Source organism: Streptomyces sp. CNB091, assembly GCF_000377965.1.
In genome coordinates, this window is record NZ_KB899014.1 from 63,727 (window position 1) to 82,947 (window position 19,221).

A 19,221-nucleotide genomic window follows, 5' to 3' on the forward strand; every position below is an offset into this window, starting at 1 on the left:
TGGGAGCCGCTAGGTTGGCTGCCATGCGCATCGCCACCTATAACGTCAATTCGATCACCGCCCGGCTGCCGAGGCTTCTGGCCTGGCTGGAGAGCAGCGGCACCGATGTGCTGTGCGTCCAGGAGACCAAGTGCACGGCGGAGCAGTTCCCCACCGCCGCGCTCGCCGAGCTGGGCTACGAGTCCGCGGTCAACGCCACCGGCCGGTGGAACGGGGTCGCGCTGCTCTCCCGCGTCGGCCTCACCGACGTCGTCACCGGGCTGCCCGACGGCCCGGAGTACGACGGGGTGCAGGAGCCGCGCGCGATCGCGGCGACGTGCGGCCCGCTGCGCCTCTGGTCGGTGTACGTGCCCAATGGCCGCGAGGTCGCGCACGAGCACTACGCGTACAAGCTGCGCTGGCTGGAGGCCCTGCGGAAGGCCGTGGCGGCGGACGCCGCGAAGGCCCTGCCGTTCGCGGTCCTCGGCGACTTCAATGTGGCCCCGACCGACGAGGACGTCTGGGACCCGGCGCTGTTCGCCGGCGCCACGCATGTGACGCCCGCCGAGCGCGCCGCCCTCGCGGCCCTGGAGGCGGAGGGTCTGAGCGAGGTCCTGCCCCGCCCCCTCAAGTACGACCGCGCCTACACCTTCTGGGACTACCGCGAGCTGCGGTTCCCCAAGAACAAGGGCATGCGGATCGACCTCACCTTCGGCAACGCCCCGTTCACCGCCGCGGTCAAGGACAGCTACGTCGACCGCGAGGAGCGCAAGGGCAAGGGCGCGTCGGACCACGCCCCGGTCGTCGTCGACCTCGACCTCTGAGCCGGGACCCACGGGGGACGGAGGCCTCACCCTGCTGACAACTCAAGGTTGACAGCCCTCAGGTGTCAACCTACGGTTGTCACATGACGCAGCCTCTTCCTGTCACCCCGTCCGTGCGCCTCGACGATCTGATCGAGGCCATCAAGCAGACCAACGACGACGCCCTGGAGCAGCTCTCCGGTGCGGTGCTCGCGGCCGACCACCTCGGAGACGTGGCCGACCATCTCATCGGCCACTTCGTGGACCAGGCCCGGCGCTCCGGCGCCTCCTGGACCGACATCGGCCGGAGCATGGGGGTCACCCGCCAGGCCGCCCAGAAGCGCTTCGTGCCCAAGAAGGGCGGCGGCTCCCCGGACCCGGACCCGAACGAGGGTTTCAACCGCTTCACCCCGCGCGCCCGGAACGTGGTGGTCGCCTCCCACAACGAGGCCCAGGCCGCCCGGCACGCCGAGATCGTCCCGGCCCACCTGGTCCTCGGCCTGCTCGCCGAGCCCGAGGCCGTCGCCGCCCGCGTCCTCGCCGGGCAGGGTGTGACGACGGACGCGCTGCGGGCGGCGGCGACCGCCGTGCTGCCCGCCGCCGTGGACGAGGCGCCCGAGCTGATCCCGTACGACGCGGACTCCAAGAAGGTCCTGGAGCTGACCTTCCGCGAGGCGCTCCGGCTCGGCCACAACTACGTGGGCACCGAGCACCTCCTGCTGGCCCTGCTGGAGTTCGAGGACGGCTCCGGCGTGCTCACCGGCCTCGGTCTGGACAAGGAGGCCGTCTCCGCCGCGGTGGAGCGGGCGGTGGGAGAGGCGGCACAGGCCCTCCAGCAGTAGAAGCCCCGAGGCCCCTCACGACGGGCGGCGGGCCTGGCGCACCGACAGTCGGTCACCGCGACCCCGCCGCCCGGGGCGCACCGACGGCCGGTCACCGACAGCCCGCCGCCCGGGTGCACCGGCCTCAGTGCACCGAGAATCCGCCGCCCGGGCGCACCGGTCCTCAGTGCACCGAGAACCCGCCGTCCACGAACACCGACTGCCCGGTGACGTACGCCGAGGAGCGCCCCGCCAGGAACACCGCGGCCCCCGCGAAGTCCTCCGCGAGGCCGTTGCGGCCGATCAGGGTCCGCGCGGCGAGCGACGCCACCTTCTCCGGGTCCGAGGCGAGGCGCTCGTTCAGCGGTGTCAGCACGAACCCGGGCACCAGGGTGTTCACGGTGACCCCGTGCGGGGACCACGCCTCGGCCTGGGAGCGGGCGAGGGACTCCAGGCCGCCCTTGGACACCCCGTACGCGCCGCTGTTCACGAAGGCCCGGTGTGCCTGCTGCGAGGTGACGTGGATGATCCGCCCGTAGCCGCGCTCGGCCATGCCGGGCCCGAAGCGCTGCCCCAGCAGGAACGGCGCCTTCAGGTTCACCGCCATCGTGGTGTCCCACGCGTCCTCGCCCAGCTCGCTCATCGGCGGCCGCAGATTGATCCCGGCGCAGTTCACCAGGATGTCCGGCTCCCCGAACGCCCGCACGGCCTCGTCCGCCCCCGTGCGCACCCCCTCGGTGGTGCTCAGGTCCGCGCTCACCCAGGCGGCCCGGCAGCCCTCGGCGGTCAGCTCGTCCACGGTCGCGCGCAGCTCGGCCTCCCGGCGAGCCACCACGACGACGCCCGCGCCGGCCCGGGCCAGGGCGCCGGTGATCCCCCGGCCGATGCCGGAACTGCCGCCGGTGACCACCGCCACCCGGCCTTCCAGCGAGAACAGTTCCGAAACGTAAGCGTGTGCACTCATGTGCGTACTTTAGATATCTGCTCGGATTCCCGGCCGGGGCGGGGTGGGGGATCGGTGAACGCCGCGCGCCCTGTGGTGCGGAACCCGGACGGGGTGGGACCCTAGTGGTATGAACATCCCTTTCTTGGACAACTGGCGTAAGCGTCAGGGGGGTACGCGTTCAGGCGCACTCGCCGCCGCCGTCGAGGCAGACCCCGACGGTGTGGCCGAACTGCTCGCCGAATGCGAACTGCTGCGCGTCAGGGCGGGGCAGCACGGACTCGAACTCGATGACACACCCGCTTCGTTGGCCGCGCTCGACCAGCTGCCGCCCCGCTGGCGCGACGACCCCGAGGAGCTTCCCTGGCTCGGCAACGACGCCGGTCTCTACCTCGGCACCGTGATCGTGCGGACCGTCCCGGGTGCGGCGTGGGACGTCTGGCCGAGCGGTCAGCCCGTGGTGCGGCTGGAGTCCGGGCGCGAGATCGACGTCGTCGCGGCCGGTCTCGACTGGGCGATGGCGGGCAGCCCCGAGCTCTCCCAGGTGTATGGGGAGTCCGCCGAGAACTGAGCCGGCGGCCGGCCGGGGCCCTGCTCTCCTCACCTAATCCAGTTAAAAAGCCTTTTGCGCCATTTACGCGTGTCGGGTGCGAAGTCCCTTTTCGCGATGGATAGTTTGCGCTGACCTCGACACAGCGACAAGTGGGTAGGGCAGCGCATGGCCGTCGATCCGTTGATCGAACTGAGGGACGTCAACAAACACTTCGGAGAGTTGCACGTACTTCAGGACATCAATCTCACCGTCGGCCGCGGGGAGGTGGTGGTGGTCATCGGCCCCTCCGGCTCAGGGAAATCCACCCTGTGCCGGGCGATCAACCGGCTGGAGACGATCGAGTCCGGCAGCATCACGATCGACGGCAGACCCCTCCCCGAGGAGGGCAAGGGCCTGGCCCAGCTCCGTGCCGAAGTCGGCATGGTCTTCCAGTCGTTCAACCTCTTCGCCCACAAGACCGTGCTGGACAACGTCTCGCTGGCCCAGCTCAAGGTCCGCAAGCGCAAGAAGGACGAGGCCGACCGGCGCTCCCGTGAACTCCTGGAGCGCGTCGGCCTGGCCGCCCACGCGGACAAGTTCCCCGCCCAGCTCTCCGGCGGCCAGCAGCAGCGCGTGGCCATCGCCCGCGCCCTGGCCATGGACCCCAAGGCGCTCCTCTTCGACGAGCCCACCTCGGCGCTCGACCCGGAGATGATCAACGAGGTGCTGGAGGTCATGCAGCAGCTGGCCCGGGACGGCATGACCATGGTCGTGGTCACCCACGAGATGGGCTTCGCCCGCTCCGCGGCCAACCGCGTGGTGTTCATGTCCGACGGCTGCGTCGTCGAGGACCGCACCCCGGAGGACTTCTTCACGAACCCTTCGAGCGACCGCGCCAAGGACTTCCTGTCCAAGATCCTCAAGCACTGAGGGGAGGCTTCCATGTTGCGCACGAGGAACACGCGTACGGGCAGGGTCACCGCCCTGGTGGCCGGTCTCCTGCTCGCCGCACTCGCCGCCGGCTGCGGCAGGGACGGCAGCCCGCCGGTCAAGGGCCCCAAGGCCGAGGCCCTGCCGGTGTACCAGGTCGACACCGGCTTCGAACTGCCCGACTCCCGCACCTGGACCAAGGCGAAGAAGCGCGGCTATCTGGTGGTCGGCGCCAAGGAGGACCAGCCGTACCTCGGGGAGAAGGACCCGGCGAGCGGGATCTACTCCGGGTTCGACATCGAGATCGCCCGGATGATGTCGGCCTCGCTCGGCTTCGACCCGAAGACGATCCGCTTCCGCACGATCGCCTCCGCCAACCGCGAGACGGCCTTGCAGAACGGCCAGATCGACTACTACGTCGGCACCTACACCATCAACGACATGCGCAAGAAGCTCGTCGGCTTCGCCGGTCCGTACTACCTGGCGGGCCAGGGCCTGCTGGTGCGCACCGACGAGAACGACATCGACGGGCCCAAGGACCTGGCGGGCAAGACCGTCTGCTCGGCGGCCGGCTCCACGCCTTACCAGCGCATCGCCGCCGACTACCCCAGGGCGACGCTCGTCGCGTACGACACGTACTCGATCTGCGTCGACAACCTCCTCACCTTCCAGGTCGACGCCGTCACCACCGACGACGCGATCCTGCTGGGCTTCGCGGCCAAGGCGCCCGACGAGATGAAGGTCGTCGGCAAGCCCTTCTCCGAGGAGCCGTACGGCATCGGCGTACCGCGCGACGACAACGCGCTGCGCGACGCGCTCAACGACGCGCTGGAGGCCAACGAGAGAGACGGCAACTGGAAGAAGGCGTACGAAGCGACGCTGGGGCTCTCCGGAGCGCCCGCGCCGACCCCGCCGCCGATCGACCGCTACCCGGCGAACTAAAGGGGACGGCCCCACCCATGGACGTACTGACAGAGAACTTCTCCCTCTACGGCAAGGGCTTCCTCGGCACCGTCGAGCTGACCGTCTACGCCTCCGCGCTGGCGCTCGTCCTCGGTTTCCTGATGGCGTCCTTCCGGGTCGCGCCCGTCGGCTCCTTCCGGGTGCTGGGCACGGTCTGGGTCACCGTGCTCCGCAACACCCCGCTGACGCTGCTGTTCTTCGCGGTCCTGCTCGGCCTGCCCCGCTTCGGGCTCGTCCTGCCGTTCCAGGTCTTCGCGGTGCTGGCGCTCGGCTGCTACACCTCGGCCTTCATCTGCGAGGTGCTGCGCTCCGGCATCAACACCGTGCCCAAGGGCCAGGGCGAGGCCGCGCGCAGCCTCGGCATGAACTTCGGCCAGACCCTGAGCACCGTGGTGCTGCCGCAGGCGTTCCGGTCGGTGATCCCGCCGGTCGGCTCGACCCTGATCGCGCTGGCGAAGAACTCGGCGATCGCCGGGGCGTTCAGCGTCACCGAACTCCTCGGCACCTACAAGACGCTCAACGAGCTGGGCTACAGCATCATCTGGTCCTTCATCTGGATCGCCGTCGGCTACCTGATCATCACCCTGACCATCAGCGCGGTGTTCCACGTGATGGAGAAGCGCTGGGGAGTGGCACGATGACCAAGACCCTCACCCGCAGGCCCACACTGCCGGCGGCCACCGCGCTCTACGACATCCCCGGCCCGGTGACCCGTAAACGGCACCTGATGTACGGGATCGCCTCGACGGTGGTGATCCTGGCGCTGTTCGGCTGGATCGTCTATCTGCTCTTCGACACCGACCAGTTCACCGCCGAGAAGTGGACGCCCTTCACGTACAAGGGCATCCAGGAACTGCTGCTGCGAGGACTCGGCAACACCCTGAAGGCGTTCGCGTACGCCGCGGTCCTCTCGCTCGTCCTCGGCGCGGTCCTCGCGGTCGGCCGGCTCTCCGAACACCGGGTGCTGCGCTGGGTCTCCACCCTGCTCGTCGAGTTCTTCCGGGCCATGCCGGTGCTGGTGATGATCTTCTTCATCTTCGTGGCGCTGAAGGTCCAGCCGCTGCCCGCCCTGGTCGCCGGGCTGACGCTCTACAACGGCTCCGTCCTCGCGGAGGTGTTCCGCACCGGGATCAACTCCGTGGACCGGGGCCAGCGCGAGGCGGCGTACGCGCTCGGCATGCGCAAGACACAGGTCACCACGTTCGTCCTGGCTCCCCAGGCCGTGCGCGCGATGCTGCCGACCATCATCAGTCAGCTGGTGGTCGCGCTCAAGGACACCTCACTGGGCTATCTGATCACCTACGAGGAATTCCTCCACGCCGGAAAGCTGATCGCGTCGAATCTCGACTACGATCTTCCCTTCATCCCCGTCGTGATGGTGATCTCTCCGATCTACATCGGGATGTGCATGCTGCTCTCGTGGTTCGCCACCTGGGTGGCCCGTCGTCAACGGCGCAATCCGAAGACGGAGGCGGTGGGGGTGGCCCCGGCCGAACCGGGGACGCTGCTGCCAGGAGGGCAGTAGCCGGGCCCTGCCCGCCCGGCAGCAGTCGGTGATCACTTCTCGCGCAGCGGGACCGAGAGATGACTCGGGTCCGTGCCTGGCGAGGAGAAGGTCAGCTGCGCGCCGGTCGGGTTGTGCTCGATGTACAACGGATCGACGGTGTCGATCACCAGGGCGAGCCGGTGACCGGCCGGGACGTCGTAGGCCGTGGAGTACAGCTCCAGGTCGACGGGGAACGGCCGGCCCGGCGTCTGCCCGTGGAAGGTGTACGGAGCGTTGCTGACCAGTTTGCCGATGCCGAGCGGCCCCACGTCGTAGAGATACGCGACGAGGGTGCCGCTCGGCTCTGTGCTGGTGACCGTGGTGTGCAGCGCGGACGTGCCCCGGATCCGCTGCTCGGTGGCGTACCGCTCGGACTGCCAGGTGCTCGCGAAGGCGCGCGGCAGCAGGGGCACGGAGACCGTCGGCGGCAGCTTCAGGAACTGGTCCAGCGCGTTGGACAGGATCGCGATGCCGCCGTTGGCGCCGGAGTCGACGTTCGCCCACACCTTCCTGGTGCCGTCCAGCGGGATCCGGTTCTTCACGGCCCCGACCGACTTCCAGTCCGGGTAGCCCTCGTAGCCCTTGTCCGTACGGGACTTGAGCTGGACCGGCAGCTCGGTGTCGATGCCGTTGCGCTCGCTCTTGAGATAGCGGTCGAACCAGCGGCGGGTGCTCGTCCAGGTGTCGTTCGGGAGCCCGAGCAGTCCGGTGGCCTCGGCGGTGGCGTGGTCGCCGGGGCGGAACTCCAGCCGCTTGGGGCCGGTGAGCTTGGCGTAGAACGAGGCGTACTGGTTGGGCGGGAAGATCGTGTCGCCCCAGGCGTTGCCCATCATGATCGCCGCGCCGTTGGCGTTGATCCGGTCCAGATACGTGGCGGGGGAGCGCTTCTTCCCCCAGGCGATCATCTCCGGCTCCTTGTCCAGGTCGGAGCCGAGGAAGTCCTTGAGCGTCCGGTTGAGTTCGTCGCCGGGGCGGCCGGTGATCAGGCCCGCGCCGCCGAGCAGGGCGGCGGCCTGGAGGTGCTGGGTGCGCCCGCTGTAGATCGAGTCGATCAGGTCGGCCCAGCCGCTGAGCGCGGCCACCGCCTTGATCCGCGCGTCGTGCCCCGCCGCCAGCAGGCTGATGCCCGCCCCGTAGGAGACGCCGCCCATGCCGATGCGTTCCGGGTCGGCGGAGGTGTGCTCCAGTGCCCAGTCGATGACGGCGGAGGCGTCCGCTATGTCCGGCGGGCCCGCCACCTCGATCTCCCCACCGGAGAGCCAGAAGCCGCGCGAGGTGTAACTCACCACGAAGTAACCGGAGTCGGCGAGCTTCTGGGCCTGGGCCAGATACTCGATCTGCGGCATGGCCCAGCTCGTCGGGAAGACGATCAGCGGATGCTTCGTCCCGGCCGCGGCCCCGGCGGGCGTGAAGACGTTGCCCTTCAGGGTGATGCCCCCGGCCCCGGGGATGTCGTGGAACGTCAGGCCCTGGGCGGTCGCGCCCGCGGGCACGGTGCCGGGGGCCGCCGTCGCGGCCGGGGTGGCGGCGAGCGCGGTCCCGGCGAGCAGGACGGCGGCGGTGGTGATCGAAGCAATGGTGCGCCGTGCCGGTTTCGGACGTGCCACGGGGTCACTCCTCACGCGTGTCAGTGCAAAGTGACCCGACGGTAACCCCGGTTGTTTACCGCTGGTAACTACTGGGGCGTTGCGTGAAGGTAACGATTGTTGGACGTGGTGTCAGTAGTGCTGCGGGCCCGGAGTGCCACGCACGCGCTCGGGCCCGCGGCGGGCGCTACCGGGTCACCTCAGGGCGCTCTGCGCCGCCCAGTCCTCCCACGAGAGGTTCCACGCGCCGTACCCGTTCCCCTCGGCGACCGTGCCCTTCGCCTGCGTGCCGGTAATCTCGAACGGGTCGCCCACCCGCACCTGCCCGTACAGGGCCGCGGCGTCCGCGTCGCTCATCCCGACGCAGCCCGAACTCCGGTTGGCCCGGCCGAAAACGCCCGCGTTCCACGGGGCCGCGTGCACGTACATCCCGGACCAGGTCAGCCGCATCGAGTAGTCGACCATCTTGTCGTAGGCGTCGCCCAGGCCCACCGTCTCGGAGCGCATGTTGATCGTGCCCTCCTTCGACATCAGCACCGCCGTGCCCCGCCAGGAAGCCTTCTCGCCGCCCGGGGTGCCCGCCGACATCGGGATGTCCAGGACCTGCTTCCCGTCCCGGTGCAGGGCGAGCCGGGACCGGTCCAGGTCGACCTTGACCACCTGGGCCGCGCCGATCGTGAACGTCGTCGTGTAGTCGCGGACGAACCAGCCGCCGTCCGACCCCGTGTCGACCCCGTTCAGCTGTGCGTCCAGGGTGACCTTCGTGCCGGGCTTCCAGTACTCCCTGGGCCGCCAGTCGACGCGGTCCTTGCCCGAGTAGTCCTGGAGCCAGCCCCAGGAGCCCTCGGTGTCGTTGGAGGTGGAGACCTTCAGCGCCTTCTCGACGGCCGCCTTGTCCTTCACGGGGTGGTCGAAGACGACGGACAGCGGCTGGGCGATGCCCACGGTGGTGTTCTTCCCCGGCGCGAGGAGCAGCTTGTTGACCTTCTCGGCCTCGGCGGTGGCGAACGTGGCCCGGTCGCTGCCGCCGTCCGCGTCCTTGGCCTCGACCGTGTACGCGGTGCCGGGCGCGGCGACCCGATCGGATGTCCAGGTCCGCCCGTCGGCGGATATCTTCCCGGTCAGCGCGCCGTCCTTGCCCGCCGTCACCGACACTGTCCTCAGCTTTCCGTGAGCCAGCGTCACCTTCACCGGTCCGCCCGGGGCCGCCGCCCTGCCCTTCAGGTTCACCGAGACGCTGGTGCCGGGCGCCTCGGCGTCCCCGCCCACCTCTGCTGAGCCCGAGGGGTCGCCCGAACACGCGGTGAGCGCGGCGGCGAGCAGGGCCGCCGGCCCGGTCAGGGCGAGCCGGCCCCTCCGGCCGGCCGGGGCGGAACGACGGATGCGCGGACGTGCGAAGAACAACGGAAAAACCTCCAGGGCAGGGGTGGTCACCAGGGGAGAGGCATTTCCCTCATGTCGGGTTCCTTCCTTTCCCCGGAGAAACCTCACTGCCCGGTCCGGAGTACGCTCCACCGTCGGCCAGCACCTCGGAACACGGGAGACCAGCAGTGAGCGCGACCGCCGACAGGGCTCGGGCTCCTGCTTCGTCGGAGCCCCTGCGATGAAGGTGGAGGGCCCAACGCGTCTTCGACGAAAGGGGCCGCCGACAAGTCGACGGGCCCTTCACGAGCAACTGGATCAACGGCTCCATCAGTTCTCTTCGACGATCTGCGGCCGAAGATCTTCTACCAACTCTGCTGCGTTCATGTCTTCAGCCAGCTGCCGAAGTCGTTCGTGATATGCAGAAGAGATCGCGAGGTCGTCTTCGTGGATCCACCCGCAAAGCGTTTCAAAAGCCAAGGCGTATTCGCCGACCGCCAGGAACTCTCTCACGTCCTTGACCACCTGCTCCCGGACGACAGGGGAGTCGGTCAAGAGTTCCGTGATCACGGTTCGATAGCGTGGATTCTGCATCATGGCACCTGATTTCCCCTCCATCGCCCGGCCTTGAGCGGGTCAACTGTGAGGGCGGGCGGCTTCCCCCGCTCCCGTCCTCAGCATCTGCCCGGCCGGCCGGGCGCGGCTGCGCCGCTGACGGCGGGCCCGGTCAGCCGCCCGCCCGGTGGGAAGCGGGCGTGCTGGGCACGGAGGCCTGGGCCTCGCGCGTCACATCGCCGACCAGCTCGACCACATCGGGGCCGTACGCACCGGAGTTGACGACCCTCAGCAGCAGGCAGAACGACTTGGCGCCGTGCTTGCGGCGCAGCTTCTCGTAGTTGCGCGCGACGTAGCGGGTGGCCGCCTGGTTGGTGATAGCCCGCTGACCGCAGAACAGAAAGACCGGGCGGGCCTCCTGGCTGCCCGTCAGGCGCGCGAGCAGGACGTACTCGGAGGTCCCCGACTCCAGCCGGTAGCGCTCCGAGCCGATCTGGAACGCGACCCGGTCAGGGCCCGGGTCCTGCTCGACGTTGATCCGTACCCCGGGCAGCAGGGTCCGCAGATGCGCGGCCATCCGCTGGTTGGACGTCGGGCCGCCGACGCAGAACTCCGTGCGCTCCCCGAACCCCTGCTGGGCCGTGTCGTGCGTGACGATCTGCGCGTGTGCCGCACAGTCCTTGATGAGGGCGGAGAGTTCGAGCAGTGCGAACGCGTCGTGACGGTGCACCGACCCTTCGGCGCCCGCGTAGCGGTTGACGACGAGCAGGCATTCGGAGTTCGCCGGCAGCCCGAAGAAGGTCTGTTTGCGGCGGAGTCCCCGCCGCCAGAGGTAGGTCCGGGCGAGCCAGCCCAGCGAGGCACTGATCCCGGCGGCTATCACGCCCAGCACGATGTTGCGCACGTCGTCCGTCATGGGCGCGCATGGTATCGGTCATCCGGGTAACCGTTCGAGGCGGTCCTGACGATCCGGCTCCCCCCATAGCTGTCTTTCGTGAACCGGACCCAGGCCGGGTCGTGTCGATGCCTGTCAGGCGGCGTTTTCCGACGCGACCCGGGCGACATCGGGGGCCGGGGCGGTGCTCGCGTCCTCGGGGACCGCAGTCGCCACCGCTACCCCGATTCCGAGCTTCTCCAGGATCTTCTTCTCGATCTCGTTGGCGAGGTCGGGGTTGTCCTTGAGGAAGTTGCGGGCGTTCTCCTTGCCCTGGCCGAGCTGATCGCCCTCGTACGTGTACCAGGCGCCGGCCTTGCGGACGAAGCCGTGGTCCACGCCCATGTCGATCAGACCGCCCTCGCGGCTGATCCCCTGGCCGTAGAGGATGTCGAACTCCGCCTGCTTGAACGGCGGGGCGACCTTGTTCTTGACGACCTTGACGCGGGTGCGGTTGCCGACGGCGTCGGTGCCGTCCTTGAGCGTCTCGATCCGGCGGATGTCCAGGCGCACCGAGGCGTAGAACTTCAGAGCCCGGCCACCGGTGGTGGTCTCCGGGGAGCCGAACATCACGCCGATCTTCTCGCGGAGCTGGTTGATGAAGACCGCGGTGGTCTTGGACTGGTTGAGCGCACTGGTGATCTTGCGGAGGGCCTGGCTCATCAGACGCGCCTGGAGACCCACGTGCGAGTCGCCCATCTCGCCCTCGATCTCCGCACGGGGCACCAGGGCCGCCACGGAGTCGATGACGATCAGGTCGATCGCGCCGGATCGGACCAGGATGTCGACGATCTCCAGCGCCTGCTCACCGTTGTCCGGCTGGGACAGGATGAGGTTGTCGATGTCGACGCCGAGCTTCTTCGCGTACTCCGGGTCCAGCGCGTGCTCGGCGTCGATGAACGCCACCGAACCGCCGAGCTTCTGCGCGTTCGCCACCGCGTGCAGCGTCAGCGTCGTCTTACCGGAGGACTCCGGCCCGTACACCTCCACCACACGGCCGCGCGGCAGACCACCGACGCCGAGGGCGACGTCCAGCGCGGTCGATCCCGTGGGGATGACCTCGATGGGCTCGTTCGGCCGCTCACCCAGGCGCATCACCGCACCCTTGCCGAATTTCCGCTCGATCTGTGCGAGTGCGGTGTCCAGAGCCTTCTCTTGGTCGGTTCCTGCCATGAGCTTTCACCCGATCCGATGGAGTGGCACGCCGCACGTCGGAGAACGTGAGCGTCTACTGCCGACAACGGACGTGTCGAAGATCCCAAAAGCGAACATCCGATCGAATTTCGTGTCCAGTGAAAGGTACCAAACCGAGGGAAGCGGGACGGATGACGCACCGGACCGCTCCGGACGCAGACCTCGCCGCCCGCTTCCCGCCTGTCGCCGGGTAGTAAAAACCGTCGGAGACGATCGACCGTCGAAGACGAGGAGCTCGATCGGACTGATCACCTGGACAGCGTGAGGAGAGTGGTCACCCACGTCAGCCGCATGTGGCGATAGCCGCTGCCTCGTACGGCCACCCGTGCGACGAGGTGTCGGTGCCTACGAGCAGCCGGCAGCCGTCGGGGAAGATCACGGTTGCGGAGGACGGTGAGCCTGGTCAGTGACGACCGGGTGGGACCAGGCCGGCCTCGTACGCGGAGATGGCCGCTTCCACCCGGTTACGGGCGCCCAGCTTCGCGAGTACCGCGCTGACGTGTGCCTTCACCGTGCCCTCGACGAGGTGCAGCCGGCTCGCGATCTCGGCGTTGGTCAGGCCCGTCCCGAGTCCGGCCAACACCTTGCGCTCCCGTTCCGTGAGCCGCTCCAGTGAGCGGTGAGGGTGTGCCGCCCGGTGTGCGCGCATTCCGGCGATGACCCGGCCGGCGACCCGCGGGGACAGGTAGGCCCCGCCGGCTCCCACTGCCCGTACCCCGTTGAGGAGTTCTCTCGGGTCGTCCGCCTTCAGCAGGAAACCGTCGGCGCCCCCTTCCAGCGCTCGGGTCACGTACTCGTCCTGGCCGAAGGTCGTCAGCATGATCACACCCACCGCCGCTGACTCCCGGTGGAGCCGCGCCGCTGCCGTGAGCCCGTCCAGTCCGGGCATCCGGATGTCCAGCAGGACCACGTCCGGCCGGTGCACGCGCGTGAGTGCGACGGCCTCGTGCCCGTCGCTCGCCTCGGCGACCACCTCGACGTGCGGGTCCCTGGCGAGGATGGCCCGGACGCCCGCCCGGATCATCGCTTCGTCGTCGGCGATCAGCACGCGGACCGGGCAACTTTCCGGTGTCGTCTCTTCCACGTGGCGAGCCTATGGCCGACGCGCGGCTGTGCGAGGGGTGGGCTGCACAGTTCAGCCCGGGGGAGGGGCGCACCCCTGACGAACGGCAGGACGCCGTTGCCTTTCGACCGATGGTCGCCGGGCCTGCGGGGCTTCTAGCGTCGCTCTCGTAAGGGAGTCGCGGCAGCCCCGCTCCGGAGCCGAGCACCATGTGCCGGCCGGGGCGCGCCGCCGGCGGCTTTCCGCGTTCCGCGACCGGCACCGAGGAGACCTGTGATCACCCTTCGAGAACTGACCAAGCGGTACGGGGATACCGTCGCCGTTGACGGTCTGACACTGGACGTCAAGGGTGGTCTGGTGACCGGCTTCCTCGGTCCCAACGGTGCCGGCAAGTCGACCACGATGCGCATGATCCTCGGCCTGGACCGCCCCTCCGAGGGTGAGGCGCTCATCGGGGGAAGGCCGTACTCCTCGATGCGTCACCCGATCTGCGAGGTCGGCGCGCTTCTCGACGCCAAGGCCCTGCACCCGGCTCGCTCCGCGCGCGGCCACCTGGTTGCGCAGGCGCGCAGCAACGGCATCCCGCCGCGCCGGGTGGACGAGGTGCTGGAGATGGTCGGTCTGGCGAAGGTGGCGCGGCGGTCCGCCGGGACGTTCTCCCTCGGTATGTACCAGCGGCTGGGCGTGGCGGGCGCGCTGCTGGGCGACCCGCAGGTGTTCATTTTCGACGAACCGGTCAACGGCCTCGACCCCGACGGTGTCCGCTGGGTGCGGGAGCTCGTGCGGTCCCTGGCCGCGGAGGGGCGGACGGTCTTCCTGTCCAGTCACCTGATGAGCGAGATGCAGCTGACCGCCGACCAGTTGGTCATCATCGGACGGGGGAAGCTGTTGGCCGACACACCGATGGCCGACCTGCTGGCCGGCAGCGCGCTGTCGTCGGTGCGGGTGCGCACGCCCGACGCGGCGGACCTGCGTACGTTGATCGACCATCTCCTGAAGGACGGCGACGTGAACGTGGAGTCGCCCGCGGCGGACGAGCTCGTCGTGAGGGGCCGCAGTGCCGAGCAGGTGGGGGATCTGGCTCACCGGCTGGGACTGCGGCTGCACGAACTGCGGTCCGTCTCCGCGTCGCTGGAACAGGTCTACATGGAACTGACCGCGCAGAGCGTGGAGTACGGAACGGGCGACACGGTGCCCGGTGGCACGGGCGCCGCGCGGACGCGGGGGGCGGCAGCATGAGCACCGGATCGACCGACGTGAGCGACGGCCCCCGTGGCCGCATGGTCTCCGGGCACGCCGGTGGTGGGTTCGTCGGGGCGTTCACCTCGGAGTGGACCAAACTGTGGACCGTCCGCACGCCGTACGTCTGCCTGCTGGTCGGCCTCGTCGTGACCGCGGTCTTCACTTCCTACTACGGGTCGATCGCCCGCATCAACGACAAGCCGATCCAGCCGGTCGGCAACGCCTCGGTGTCCTCGGTCGTTCTCACCCAGTTCGCTCTGGTGATTCTGGCGATGACGACGGTGACGAGCGAGTATTCCACGAGCAGCGTGCGCACCTCGCTGCTGTGGGTGCCGGTCAGGGCCCGCGTACAGCTGGCCAAGGCGCTGTTGAGCGCTCTGGTGGGCTTCGTCACCGCAGTGGTGTGGGCGGTGCTGGGCATCGCCCTGGCCTGGACCCCCTTTCAGGGGCACGCCGACTTCGAGCTGTCGAAAGCGGCGTACCAAACCGTCGCCATGGGCGTGTACTCCGCGCTCATCTGTGTGCTGACGGTAGGGGTGTCGTTCGCTCTGCGGACGGCGGCTGGCACCGTGGCCATGATCTTCTTCGTGGTGTCCGCACTGCCCAGCATGCTGCTCGGACTGGGGGGTCCGGTACTGCTGGCCATCAACGAATACCTGCCGCAGACCGTGGGCGGATATTTCATGCTGGGTGACGGCAAAGCCCCGTTCCCGGACGCCGTGAGTCTGCTGATCCTGCTGGTGTGGGCCGCCGCCGCCCAGATGGCCGGTCTCCTCGTGCTGCGACGGCGAGACGCCTGACAGCGGCGGAATCGCCCCGGACGCCTGTACCGGTGTACCGAGCGCATCCCCCTGGCCGGGCGTCCGGGCGCGTCCCTCAGAATCGCCCCTGACAGGTGAGAACAACCAGCGGAAGGGCTGCCGACGCACCATGCTGCACACGCGTACAACCCCAGCCAGGTTCGCGCGCGCCGGCGACGTGGCTCTCTGGGCTGTGCTCGCCGCCACCACCGGCTACGGGTTCTGGGACGCGGCCACGGCTTCTTTGACGATGGACCTGCTCCTCCCTCTGGCCGTCCTGGCCGTGGCCGTGCCATGGTCCCGTCGCCGTCCGGCAGCCGCCGTCGTGCTCGTCAACGGCTTGTGCGTCGTGGGCCTGGCCGACACCGCGACACCAGGCAACGCCCACGTCCTGTCGCTGGCCGCACTGAGCTGTCTGTTCGGCGCCCGCGTCGCCGCGGCACGGCGCCCGCTCCTGGTGCTCGCCGGGTGCGCCGCTGTCGATCTCGCGACCTGTGCCGTGCTGCGCGCGCAGCCGGTGTGGTGGTTCTACGCGCTGACCGTCCTGCCCGCGGCTCTGCTGCTGCCCTGGCTCGGGGGACGGCACTGGCGTGGCCGGCGCCAGATCGTGCGGGAGGGCTGGCGCCTGGCCCGCGGCCTGGAAGAGCGGCAGCACCTGGTCGCGGAGCGGGCGCGGCTGACCGAACGCGCGGGGATCGCGGCCGACATGCACGATTCCCTCGGCCACGTCCTGAGCCTGGTCGCCCTGCGCGCCGGGGCCCTGGAACTCTCGCCCGACCTCACCGACCGCGACCGCGCCGACCTCGCCGATCTGCGCGGGACAGTCGCGGACGCGGTGGAGCAGTTGCGGGAAACCGTCGCGATCCTCCAGGACCCGCCCGGCAGGGACGCGGGTGCGGGCCTGCCGGTCAACGACACGGTCGAGGACCTCCTCTCGCGGGCGGCAGCCTCTGGAGTGCCGGTGCGCTGGGAGCGGCGCGGGGCCTCGCCCTCCTTGTCCTCCCCGGTCGAGCGCGGGATGTACCGGGTGGTGCAGGAGGCCGTCACCAACGCGACGAAGCACGCGCCGGACTGTCCGATCAGCGTCCGGATCATCCACGAGTCCGACCGTACGCGCGTGAGCGTCATGAACGCCGTCCCACCGGCGCACACGAGCGTCGGCCCGGCAAGTGGCACCGGCCGAGGACTCATAGGACTTCACGAGCGTGTGAGCGTCCTCGGCGGCTCCCTGCGAACCGGACCCGACGAACGCGGGTTCAACGTCACCGCCGTGCTCCCGCACCAGGCGACCGCCCGCACCGCGATACCGGCGCCGGGACCAGGGACGGTCCCCGGCATGCCGGTCGGGCCCCGACGGCCCATGTTGCCATCGGAGACCGCTTTTCAGCCGGGCCCGGACACCGCCGCCCCGGGCACGGTCCTACCGGAGTCCGCCAAGCGGCTCGCCTCCGTACGGAGCGACGCCCGTCGTCGCTCCGCCGTCGCCTTCGTAGCACCTGCCGTCGCAGCCGTCTTCTTCGTGCCGTCCGCCGCGTACCTGGCCTGGCAACTGACGACGAGCGTGCTCCCGCCCTCCCACTTCGACGAGCTGTCCGTCGGCCGGCCACGCGCCGAACTCGCCCCTCTGCTGCCGGCCCGCGTTTACCCCTACCCGTCCGACCTGGCCCGCTCCGTGTCCCGGCCGCCCGACGCCCGTTGCGAGTTCTACCGTTCCGGCCGCGATCTGTTCGACGAAGTCGACCTCTACCGGCTCTGCTGGTCCGGCAACACACTGTTGACCAAGAACACCGTGCCCGCACGACGTCCCTGACGTCCTCACGGAGTGAGGCCACGACCCGACACCTGAGCCCGGGGCGCCGGGGCCTGGCGGAGGAGGGGTTCTGGTTTCGGCTATCACGCCCAGCACGACGGTGCGCACGTCGTCCGTCATGGGCGCGCATGGTATCGGTCATCCGGGTAACCGTTCGAGGCGGTCCTGACGATCCGGCACCCCCGGGGCTACCCTGCGGCGGGAGATCCGTTGACTGGAGGTACGTATGCGCCGTTCCGTCGGCCGGAAAACGTCGCTGTTGGCCGTCCTCGCCGTGGTCGCGTCGGTGGGAGCCGCCGCCCCGGTGGCCTCGGCGCCGTCCGCCGCCCCGCGCCCCGCGCCGCCCAAGTCCCCGGTGGCGGTGGGCTACGGGGGAGCGGTGGCGAGCGTCGACCCGGACGCGTCGGCGGCCGGGATCGAGGTGCTGCGCAAGGGCGGCAACGCGGTGGACGCGGCCGTGGCCACGGCCGCCGCGCTCGGCGTGACCGAGCCGTACTCGGCGGGCATCGGCGGCGGTGGCTACTTCGTCCACTACGACGCCAAGAAGCGCACCGTGCGGACGATCGACGGCCGCGAGACCGCGCCCCGCAGCGCGGACGCCTCCCTCTTCCTGGAGAACGGCAAGCCGATCCCCTTCGAGGAGGGCGTGACCAGCGGCCTCGGCGTCGGCACCCCCGGCACCCCGGCCACCTGGGAGCGGGCCCTGGACGCGTGGGGCAGCAAGTCCCTGCGTACGCTGCTGAAACCGGCCGAACGCCTGGCCCGGGACGGCTTCGTCGTGGACGGCACCTTCCGCTCGCAGACGGCCGCCAACCAGGCCCGGTTCGCCGACTTCCCGGCCTCCGCAGAGCTGTTCCTGCCGGGTGGTGAACTCCCCGCCGTCGGCTCCGTGTTCAAGAACCCCGACCTGGCCCGTACGTACGAGAAGCTCGGCCGCGAGGGTGTCGGGGAGCTGTATGGGGGCGAGTTGGCCGACGACATCGTCCGCACCGTGCGCAAGCCGCCCGTCGACCCGGGCGCCACCCGGGTGGTGCGGCCCGGCGATCTGACCCGTGCGGACCTCGCCGCCTACCGGACCCTGCGCAAGGACCCGACGAAGGTGAACTACCGGGGCCTGGACGTCTACGGCATGGCGCCCTCCTCGTCCGGCGGCACCAGCGTCGGTGAGGCCCTCAACATCCTGGAGTCCACCGACCTTTCGCGCGCCGACCGGGTGCAGTACCTCCACCGCCTGATCGAGGCGAGCCGGATCGCGTTCGCCGACCGGGGACGCTGGGTCGGCGACCCGGCGTTCGAGGACGTCCCCACGAAGGAACTGCTGAGCCAGCGGTTCGCCGACGCGCGGGAGTGTCTGATCCGGGACGACCGGGCGCTGACCAGCCCCCTGGCGCCGGGCGACCCGCGCGACCCCGAGCGGTGCGGCAGCGGCGGCACCGCCGCGCCCACCACCTTCGAGGGCGAGAACACCACCCACCTGACGACGGCCGACAAGTGGGGCAACGTCGTCGCCTACACCCTGACCATCGAGACCACCGGGGGCAGCGCCATCACCGTGCCCGGCCGCGGCTTCCTGCTCAACAACGAACTGACCGACTTCTCCTTCGCGCCCGCCCATCCGGCCGTGCACGACCCGAACCTCCCGGGGCCGGGCAAGCGGCCGCGCTCGTCGATCTCCCCGACCATCGTGCTGAAGCACGGCAAGCCGGTGCTCGCCCTCGGCTCGCCGGGCGGGGCCACGATCATCACGACCGTGCTCCAGTCGCTCACCGGACACCTGGACCGGGGGCTCCCGCTGGTCGACGCGATCGCCGCGCCGCGCGCCAGCCAGCGCAACGCGCCGACGACGGAGATCGAGCCGGACCTGTGGAACAGCCCGGTCCGCGCGGAGCTGGAGAAGCTCGGCCACGCCTTCAGGCAGAACCCGGAGATCGGGGCCGCCACCGGGGTGCAGCGGCTGCCCGACGGACGCTGGCTGGCGGCGGCGGAAAAGGTGCGCCGGGGCGGCGGCTCGGCCATGGTGGTGCATCCGGGCGGCGGTCACTGAGCCGGCCGGACGAAGCAGGGGCCCCGGGGCCGGTATCGCGCGACACAGCGCGCGGTGCCGGCCCCGCGGCCATGGCGTGCCGGCGAGGGGACCCGTACCGGGGTCCCTCGGTCT

Annotated in this window: 18 protein-coding genes; 11 read left to right on the forward strand and 7 right to left on the reverse strand. The window is 70.0% G+C overall.

Going from position 1 to position 19,221, the window contains the following annotated elements; genetic code table 11:
* Positions 1 to 23: 23 nt before the first annotated feature.
* Both D581_RS0133160 and D581_RS0133165 read left to right on the forward strand, forming a co-directional pair.
* Complete coding sequence (locus tag D581_RS0133160; RefSeq protein ID WP_018961423.1) at positions 24 to 803, forward strand: exodeoxyribonuclease III; 780 nt, start codon at positions 24 to 26, stop codon at positions 801 to 803.
* An 83-nt stretch (positions 804 to 886) separates the two neighbouring features.
* On the forward strand, positions 887 to 1,624 hold the full coding sequence (locus D581_RS0133165) for a Clp protease N-terminal domain-containing protein (RefSeq protein WP_018961424.1): 738 nt from the start codon (positions 887 to 889) through the stop codon (positions 1,622 to 1,624).
* Positions 1,625 to 1,787: 163 nt separating this feature from the next.
* On the opposite strand, the gene D581_RS0133170 is transcribed toward D581_RS0133165, so the two are convergent.
* Positions 1,788 to 2,567: an SDR family oxidoreductase gene (locus tag D581_RS0133170; protein ID WP_018961425.1), complete on the reverse strand. Its 780-nt coding sequence runs from the start codon at positions 2,565 to 2,567 to the stop codon at positions 1,788 to 1,790.
* A gap of 109 nt (positions 2,568 to 2,676) precedes the next feature.
* On the opposite strand from D581_RS0133170, the gene D581_RS0133175 reads away from it, so the two are divergent.
* The 5 genes from D581_RS0133175 (at position 2,677) to D581_RS0133195 (ending at position 6,496) form a co-directional block, all read left to right on the forward strand.
* Positions 2,677 to 3,117 (forward strand): DUF6278 family protein, encoded by a 441-nt coding sequence (locus D581_RS0133175; RefSeq protein ID WP_018961426.1) that lies wholly within the window; start codon positions 2,677 to 2,679, stop codon positions 3,115 to 3,117.
* Positions 3,118 to 3,264: 147 nt separating this feature from the next.
* A complete protein-coding gene (locus D581_RS0133180) occupies positions 3,265 to 4,008 on the forward strand; it encodes an amino acid ABC transporter ATP-binding protein (RefSeq protein ID WP_018961427.1) in 744 nt (247 codons plus the stop codon).
* Positions 4,009 to 4,020: 12 nt separating this feature from the next.
* On the forward strand, positions 4,021 to 4,950 hold the full coding sequence (locus D581_RS0133185) for a glutamate ABC transporter substrate-binding protein (protein WP_018961428.1): 930 nt from the start codon (positions 4,021 to 4,023) through the stop codon (positions 4,948 to 4,950).
* Between the two features lie 17 nt (positions 4,951 to 4,967).
* Entirely contained in the window at positions 4,968 to 5,612 is a 645-nt protein-coding gene (locus tag D581_RS0133190; protein ID WP_018961429.1) for an amino acid ABC transporter permease, read from the forward strand.
* Positions 5,609 to 6,496 (forward strand): amino acid ABC transporter permease, encoded by an 888-nt coding sequence (locus D581_RS0133195; protein ID WP_018961430.1) that lies wholly within the window; start codon positions 5,609 to 5,611, stop codon positions 6,494 to 6,496. Before D581_RS0133190 ends, D581_RS0133195 begins: the two co-directional genes overlap by 4 nt.
* Before the next feature lie 32 nt (positions 6,497 to 6,528).
* On the opposite strand, the gene D581_RS0133200 is transcribed toward D581_RS0133195, so the two are convergent.
* The 6 genes from D581_RS0133200 to D581_RS0133225 form a co-directional block, all read right to left on the reverse strand.
* Positions 6,529 to 8,124 carry a CocE/NonD family hydrolase gene (locus D581_RS0133200; RefSeq protein ID WP_018961431.1) on the reverse strand — a complete coding sequence of 532 codons (1,596 nt, stop codon included), beginning with the start codon at positions 8,122 to 8,124 and terminating at the stop codon, positions 6,529 to 6,531.
* Positions 8,125 to 8,298: 174 nt separating this feature from the next.
* Positions 8,299 to 9,507, reverse strand: a complete 1,209-nt coding sequence (locus D581_RS0133205) for an Ig-like domain-containing protein (RefSeq protein WP_018961432.1) — start codon at positions 9,505 to 9,507, stop codon at positions 8,299 to 8,301.
* A gap of 288 nt (positions 9,508 to 9,795) precedes the next feature.
* The gene (locus D581_RS0133210) at positions 9,796 to 10,083 is read right to left on the reverse strand and encodes a MafI family immunity protein (RefSeq protein WP_469226202.1); all 288 of its coding nucleotides are present in this window, start codon (positions 10,081 to 10,083) and stop codon (positions 9,796 to 9,798) included.
* A gap of 109 nt (positions 10,084 to 10,192) precedes the next feature.
* Positions 10,193 to 10,936 (reverse strand): hypothetical protein, encoded by a 744-nt coding sequence (locus D581_RS0133215; RefSeq protein WP_018961434.1) that lies wholly within the window; start codon positions 10,934 to 10,936, stop codon positions 10,193 to 10,195.
* Between the two features lie 114 nt (positions 10,937 to 11,050).
* Positions 11,051 to 12,127, reverse strand: coding sequence for a recombinase RecA (gene recA, locus D581_RS0133220; protein ID WP_018961435.1), 1,077 nt, complete (start codon positions 12,125 to 12,127; stop codon positions 11,051 to 11,053).
* 424 nt (positions 12,128 to 12,551) lie between these two features.
* Positions 12,552 to 13,232 carry a response regulator gene (locus D581_RS0133225; protein ID WP_032753462.1) on the reverse strand — a complete coding sequence of 227 codons (681 nt, stop codon included), beginning with the start codon at positions 13,230 to 13,232 and terminating at the stop codon, positions 12,552 to 12,554.
* 252 nt (positions 13,233 to 13,484) lie between these two features.
* On the opposite strand from D581_RS0133225, the gene D581_RS0133230 reads away from it, so the two are divergent.
* The 4 genes from D581_RS0133230 (at position 13,485) to ggt (ending at position 19,107) form a co-directional block, all read left to right on the forward strand.
* Positions 13,485 to 14,450 carry an ATP-binding cassette domain-containing protein gene (locus D581_RS0133230; protein WP_018961437.1) on the forward strand — a complete coding sequence of 322 codons (966 nt, stop codon included), beginning with the start codon at positions 13,485 to 13,487 and terminating at the stop codon, positions 14,448 to 14,450.
* Positions 14,447 to 15,253: an ABC transporter permease gene (locus tag D581_RS0133235; RefSeq protein ID WP_018961438.1), complete on the forward strand. Its 807-nt coding sequence runs from the start codon at positions 14,447 to 14,449 to the stop codon at positions 15,251 to 15,253. Before D581_RS0133230 ends, D581_RS0133235 begins: the two co-directional genes overlap by 4 nt.
* A 130-nt stretch (positions 15,254 to 15,383) precedes the next feature.
* Positions 15,384 to 17,063 carry a histidine kinase gene (locus D581_RS0133240; RefSeq protein WP_051114679.1) on the forward strand — a complete coding sequence of 560 codons (1,680 nt, stop codon included), beginning with the start codon at positions 15,384 to 15,386 and terminating at the stop codon, positions 17,061 to 17,063.
* Between the two features lie 226 nt (positions 17,064 to 17,289).
* Positions 17,290 to 19,107: a gamma-glutamyltransferase gene (gene ggt / locus D581_RS0133245; RefSeq protein ID WP_018961440.1), complete on the forward strand. Its 1,818-nt coding sequence runs from the start codon at positions 17,290 to 17,292 to the stop codon at positions 19,105 to 19,107.
* Positions 19,108 to 19,221 lie beyond the last annotated feature (114 nt).